Annotated in this window: 3 protein-coding genes and 2 pseudogenes; 3 read left to right on the forward strand and 2 right to left on the reverse strand. The window is 72.6% G+C overall.

Annotated features, from left to right (window positions below; all coding sequences use genetic code 11):
- Positions 1–221 (forward strand): annotated as a pseudogene (locus tag ACW0Q9_RS29160) (zf-TFIIB domain-containing protein); the annotation flags it as partial.
- A gap of 82 nt (positions 222–303) precedes the next feature.
- Complete coding sequence (locus ACW0Q9_RS29165) at positions 304–987, forward strand: maleylpyruvate isomerase N-terminal domain-containing protein (protein WP_456186757.1); 684 nt, start codon at positions 304–306, stop codon at positions 985–987.
- Here ACW0Q9_RS29165 and ACW0Q9_RS29170 read toward each other — a convergent pair.
- Both ACW0Q9_RS29170 and dnaB read right to left on the reverse strand, forming a co-directional pair.
- Positions 926–1,738, reverse strand: a complete 813-nt coding sequence (locus ACW0Q9_RS29170) for a hypothetical protein (RefSeq protein WP_456186759.1) — start codon at positions 1,736–1,738, stop codon at positions 926–928. The genes ACW0Q9_RS29165 and ACW0Q9_RS29170 overlap by 62 nt on opposite strands.
- 191 nt (positions 1,739–1,929) lie before the next feature.
- The gene (gene dnaB, locus ACW0Q9_RS29175; protein ID WP_456186761.1) at positions 1,930–3,333 is read right to left on the reverse strand and encodes a replicative DNA helicase; all 1,404 of its coding nucleotides are present in this window, start codon (positions 3,331–3,333) and stop codon (positions 1,930–1,932) included.
- Positions 3,334–3,727: 394 nt separating this feature from the next.
- Here dnaB and ACW0Q9_RS29180 point away from each other — a divergent pair.
- A pseudogene (locus ACW0Q9_RS29180) lies at positions 3,728–4,821 on the forward strand (hypothetical protein); the annotation flags it as partial.

A 4,821-nucleotide genomic window follows, 5' to 3' on the forward strand; every position in this document is an offset into this window, starting at 1 on the left:
GGGCGGCGCGGGCAGGGGGGGGCCACCCCCCCCCCCCGCCCCCACCGCCCGCCGCCGCTCCCCACCAGCCCGGCTACGGGGCCGTGCCGCCGCCCCCGCCGCCGCCGCCCGGCCACAGCTACCCGCAACCCGCGTACGGCCACGGCCAGGAGCACTACGGCTACCACGGCCACTACCGCCGCAAGAAGCACCACGGCTTCCTCGGCGAACTCTTCGACTGACCGTCGGCACGCCGGGCCGGCGACCCACCGGCCCGGCGGCGCGGCCGTGCCGACTCCGCCACACCGTGGCAGGCTGCACGACATGACCGCGATCCGGCAGCACGAGGCGCTGGCGCAGGCGTACGACGGCATCACCGCCGTCGTCACCCCACTCGACGACGCCGGCCTGCAACGACCCACCCGCTGCCGGGGCTGGCTCGTCGCCGACCTGCTCTTCCACGTGCTCTGCGACGCGCAACGGGCGCTGGTCGCCCTCGCCAGCCCGGCACCGGGTCCGGCCGACGTGGACGACGTCAGCTACTGGCGCGCGTTCACCCCCGGCGGCGACGACGACGCGAGCGTGAAGCACGCCTGGTGGGCCCGCCGCTCCGCAGCCGCGTTCGACCGGCCCAGCGGCGTGGTGCGCATCTGGTCCGACACCGCGCCCGCCGCCGTCCGGGCGGCCGCCGCCGCCGACCCCGACGGGCACGTGACCACGCAGGGGCACGTGCTGCGCGTACCCGATTTCCTCGCCACCCTGACCACCGAGGCGGTCATCCACCACCTCGACCTCGTGGTGGACCTGCCGGACGCCCCGCTCCCCGCCGAGGCCCCCACCCGGGTGGCGGTGGCCACCGTGGACGGGCTGCTCAGCGACGAGGCGGTCCGGCCCACCGGCTGGGACGACCGGGACTACCTGCTCAAGGCCACCGGCCGGGTGCCGCTCACCGACCGCGACCGGCTGGAACTGGGCGAGGCCGCCGGCTGGTTCCCCCTGCTGGGTTGACGCCAGACGCGATCGATGATGCGCCCTCGCGGGGCCGCGCGATCATTCGAGCGGCGATCTCGGCCTTACGGGCAAGCGCCGTTGCGGCACCCGCGTAGAGCAACGTGGCAATCCGCTCGGCCGGCCCACACGTGGTCCCTACCGTGAAGATGCTCCGGTGCGGCCGCACCGACAGGCCGGTTATTCCTTCGCCTCCGAGGAATGCCACGAACGCCTCCATCACGTGGCGCCGACCCACCAGTCTGAACTGGGCAAATGACCGAGTGCTCGGAGCAGGGCGCCGGTAGATGCCGAGCGAGCCGTCACCGTCGACGATGCCGCGCCAGAAGTCGCGTGAGACGACCAGGCGGTCGTCGAGAGCTTCCTTGTACCGACCGAACTCGGCCGCCAGCCGTTGGGAGCGCACGGAGAACTGGCATGACCCGTGGGTCAGACTCGTACGGGAGATGCTGTTGTCACAGCCCAGGTAGTTTCGGAGCGCCACCAGGTGGTCGCGGTCCCGCGCGGCCAGGCCGACAGAGATCTGGGGAAGGAGGCCCGGGCGGTAGCTGATACAGCCGTCGGCGAACAGGAACCCGATCCAGTAGCAGGTGTCCGGCTCGAAGCTGTCGAAGGCGTCATGCCGCAGGCCCTGTGACACCGACCTGATCTCGACGCCTCGACGGGTGACGAGACCACGAACGGACGGGGCCGTCACGCCGAAGTCAGCAGCGATCTGGCTGAGCGAGGCGCCAGCGAGAAACCTGTTCACGACCTCGGTTCTCTGGGCGTCCGTCAAGGCACCCACGCGACGGGGCGGCACCCCATTCCGACGGAGGACGGCTCGGATCGCTTGCCTCGTCACCCCGAAGCGCAGCCCGATGGCGGTGATGCTCTCGCCGCTGGTCGCACAGCCGAGGATCTCCTCCTGCTCGCCAGGAGTCAGCCGGCGGCGACCCGCGGTCATACGATGGCCATGTCCACGAAGCGCGACAGGTGGAGTTGAGCCGCCACGGTCACCGTGTCGGTCGGGCCATTCCGGTGCTTGGCGATTATGAAGTCCGCCTCCCCGGCCCGCGGCGACTCCTTGTCGTAGTAGTCGTCGCGGTGCAGCAGGATGACCACGTCGGCGTCCTGCTCGATCGAGCCGGACTCACGCAGGTCGGACAGCTGGGGCCGCTTGTCGGTGCGCTGCTCGGGCCCACGGTTGAGCTGGCTGACCGCGATCACCGGGCACTCGACCTCCTTGGCGAGCAGCTTCAGGCCACGGGACAGGTCCGCGACCTCCTGCTGCCGGCTCTCGGTGCGCTTCGGCGAGGTCATGAGCTGGAGATAGTCGACCACGATCAGCTTGAGGTCGTGCTTCTGCTTGAGTCGCCGCGCCTTCGCCCGGATCTCCATGAGGTTCATGCTCGGCGTGTCGTCGACGAAGAGCGGCGCCTCGCTGATCTCACCCATGCAGCGGGCCAGCTTGGTCCAGTCGTCGTCGGAGAGCTGGCCGCTGCGCAGCACGTGCAGCGGCACGCGAGCCTCGGCCGAGAGGAGTCGCATGACGATCTCGACCTTGCTCATTTCCAGCGAGAAGATCGCCGACGCCTGGTTGGCGCGAATAGCAGCATTTCGGGCAAAGTCCATAGATGCGGTCGATTTGCCCAGGCCCGGCCGGCCGGCCACGATGATGAGCTGCCCCGCGTGCAGGCCGTTGAGCAGGCGGTCGAGGTCGCTGAACCCGGTCGGCACACCGGTCATCACCCCGCCCTGCGCGCCCACCGCCTCGATCTCGTCGAGCGTGGGCTGCAGCATGTCGGCCAGGACGGCGAAGTCCTCGCTGACCCGCTTCTCGGTCACCTCGTAGACGGCCTGCTGGGCGAGGTCGACGACGTCGTCGACGTCGCGGCTGCCGCCCTGGCCGGTGCCGTAGCCGAGCTGGACGATCCTGGTGCCGGCCTCGACCAGCCGGCGGAGCACCGCCCGCTCGCCGACGATGCGGGCGTAGTACGCCGCGTTGGCGGCGGTGGGGACGCTGGCGATCAGCGTGTGCAGGTAGGGCGCGCCGCCGATCCGGGCCAGGTCGCCGGAGTCGGCGAGCGCGGCGGCCACGGTGATCGGGTCGGCGGGTTCTCCGCGGCCGTAGATGTCGAGGATCGCGTCGAAGATGGTGGCGTGCACCGGGCGGTAGAAGTCGTTCGACTTGAGGATCTCGACGACGTCGGCGATGGCGTCCTTGGAGAGCAGCATGCCGCCGAGGACGCACTGCTCGGCGGCCACGTCCTGCGGCGGGGTCTTCTCGAACTGGCCGTCCCGCTGCGCCGGTGCGGGCGGTTGGCCCCCGGCCCGTTCCGAGCGCGTCTCGTCGGTGACCGACACGGGTCCCCCCTTGCTGCGTCGGATCGGATCCAGCTCTACCGCCGGGGTATGACAACTTCCGACGACCCTCCGGTCGATCGGGGGCCATCGCCCGGACGGTCGGGGGACCACGATACGGACACCGAGGTCAGCCGCTCAACAGCACCGGTGGATGAGCCTCGGGACAACCTGTGGACGCCGGTGGACGAGCATGTGCGCAGGGTGTGCACAGGGTGTGGATAAGTGATGGCGAATTCCGGCCCACTCGGCTGTGACCTGCGGTTTTGCAATCCCCACCCTGTGGACGGAAGATTTCGGGTCGAGCTTCGGCGCCGTTCGTCCCGTACTATCTCTGCGAACGGCTACACCTGGACAGCGGATTGCACTTTCGGTTGAGAAGGGTCACGCTCCGGCCGTGAGACACCGGGACTGGGGAAGCGGGGAGGGCAGCCCGCGCGAGCGCCGGCCGAGCGCCTCCTGGGACGCTCCCGCCGATCCGCTCCCGGTCGAGTGGTCCGCCCCTGAGCGCTACGGCACGCCGAGCCGCCGGCGCGCGGTCGAGCGCGGGCAGGGCGAGCCGGTCGACGCCTATCTTCCCCGGTGGGCGCTGGAGTCCGGGATCCGCCGGGCGGACGGCGGGGGCCGGCACGCCGCGCCCGACGACGAGGACGTCGAGCCGCCGCACGCGGGCGAGGGCCGGCGCGCGGACGCCGGCCGGCGCTGGGAGGACGACCGCCGGGACCTGCGGGCCATCGGCGTCGGACCGGCGTCGGAGCACACCGCCGAGTGGACCCTGGACACCCCGCAGGAGCAGGGGTACGTGGGCAGCCGGCGCGCCGACGGGATCGAGGGTGAGCCCGTCTCGGGGGTGGCCCCGCGGAGCCGGCCGCGTCGCGCGGCGACCCGGCGACCGCAGGTGACCTGGTCGGGGCTGGAGGATGCGCCCGCGACGGCCGACGACGGTGACCGGTGGGGTGCCGACCGGCCGACCCGGCGGAGCCGGCGCGCGGCGGCGGATTCCTGGTCGCGGCCGGCGGTGGACCCGTGGGAGCGCAGCCGGACGGCCGAGCCGGATCCGGCGGAGCAGCCGGCGGTCGACCCGTGGGACGCGTCGGGCGTGCACGCCTGGGGCCGGTCCGCGCCCGCCGGCCGGTGGGAACAGGCGGAGAGCCGGTGGGACCGGACGGAGCGGACCGGCGAGTGGGACCGGTTCACGGACACCGGCCAGTGGGACCGCTACGCCGAACCGGGCCGGTCGGACCGGGCCCGGGAGACCGGCGCCTGGGACCGGTACGCGGAGGTCGACCCGTGGGACCGGACGGCCCCGCCGACCCCGGCCCGGGAGGGTTGGGCGTCGCCCGAGCGGGCCGAGGAGTTCTGGTCCGGCACGCGGCTGGCCGGGGACGATCCGCGGTGGACGGAGACGCCGTCCTCGGCCCCGCGGTCGCCGATGGTCGCCTACACCGCGCCGCGGCCGGCGCCACGTCGCCGGCCGGTGGAGCCGGTGGG

This window comes from Micromonospora sp. I033 (assembly GCF_053890995.1).

What these genes read in the sequence shown, in the direction of transcription:
- ACW0Q9_RS29165 (WP_456186757.1), top strand. Translation starts at nt 304, where the DNA reads ATGACCGCGATCCGGCAGCACGAGGCGCTGGCGCAGGCGTACGACGGC.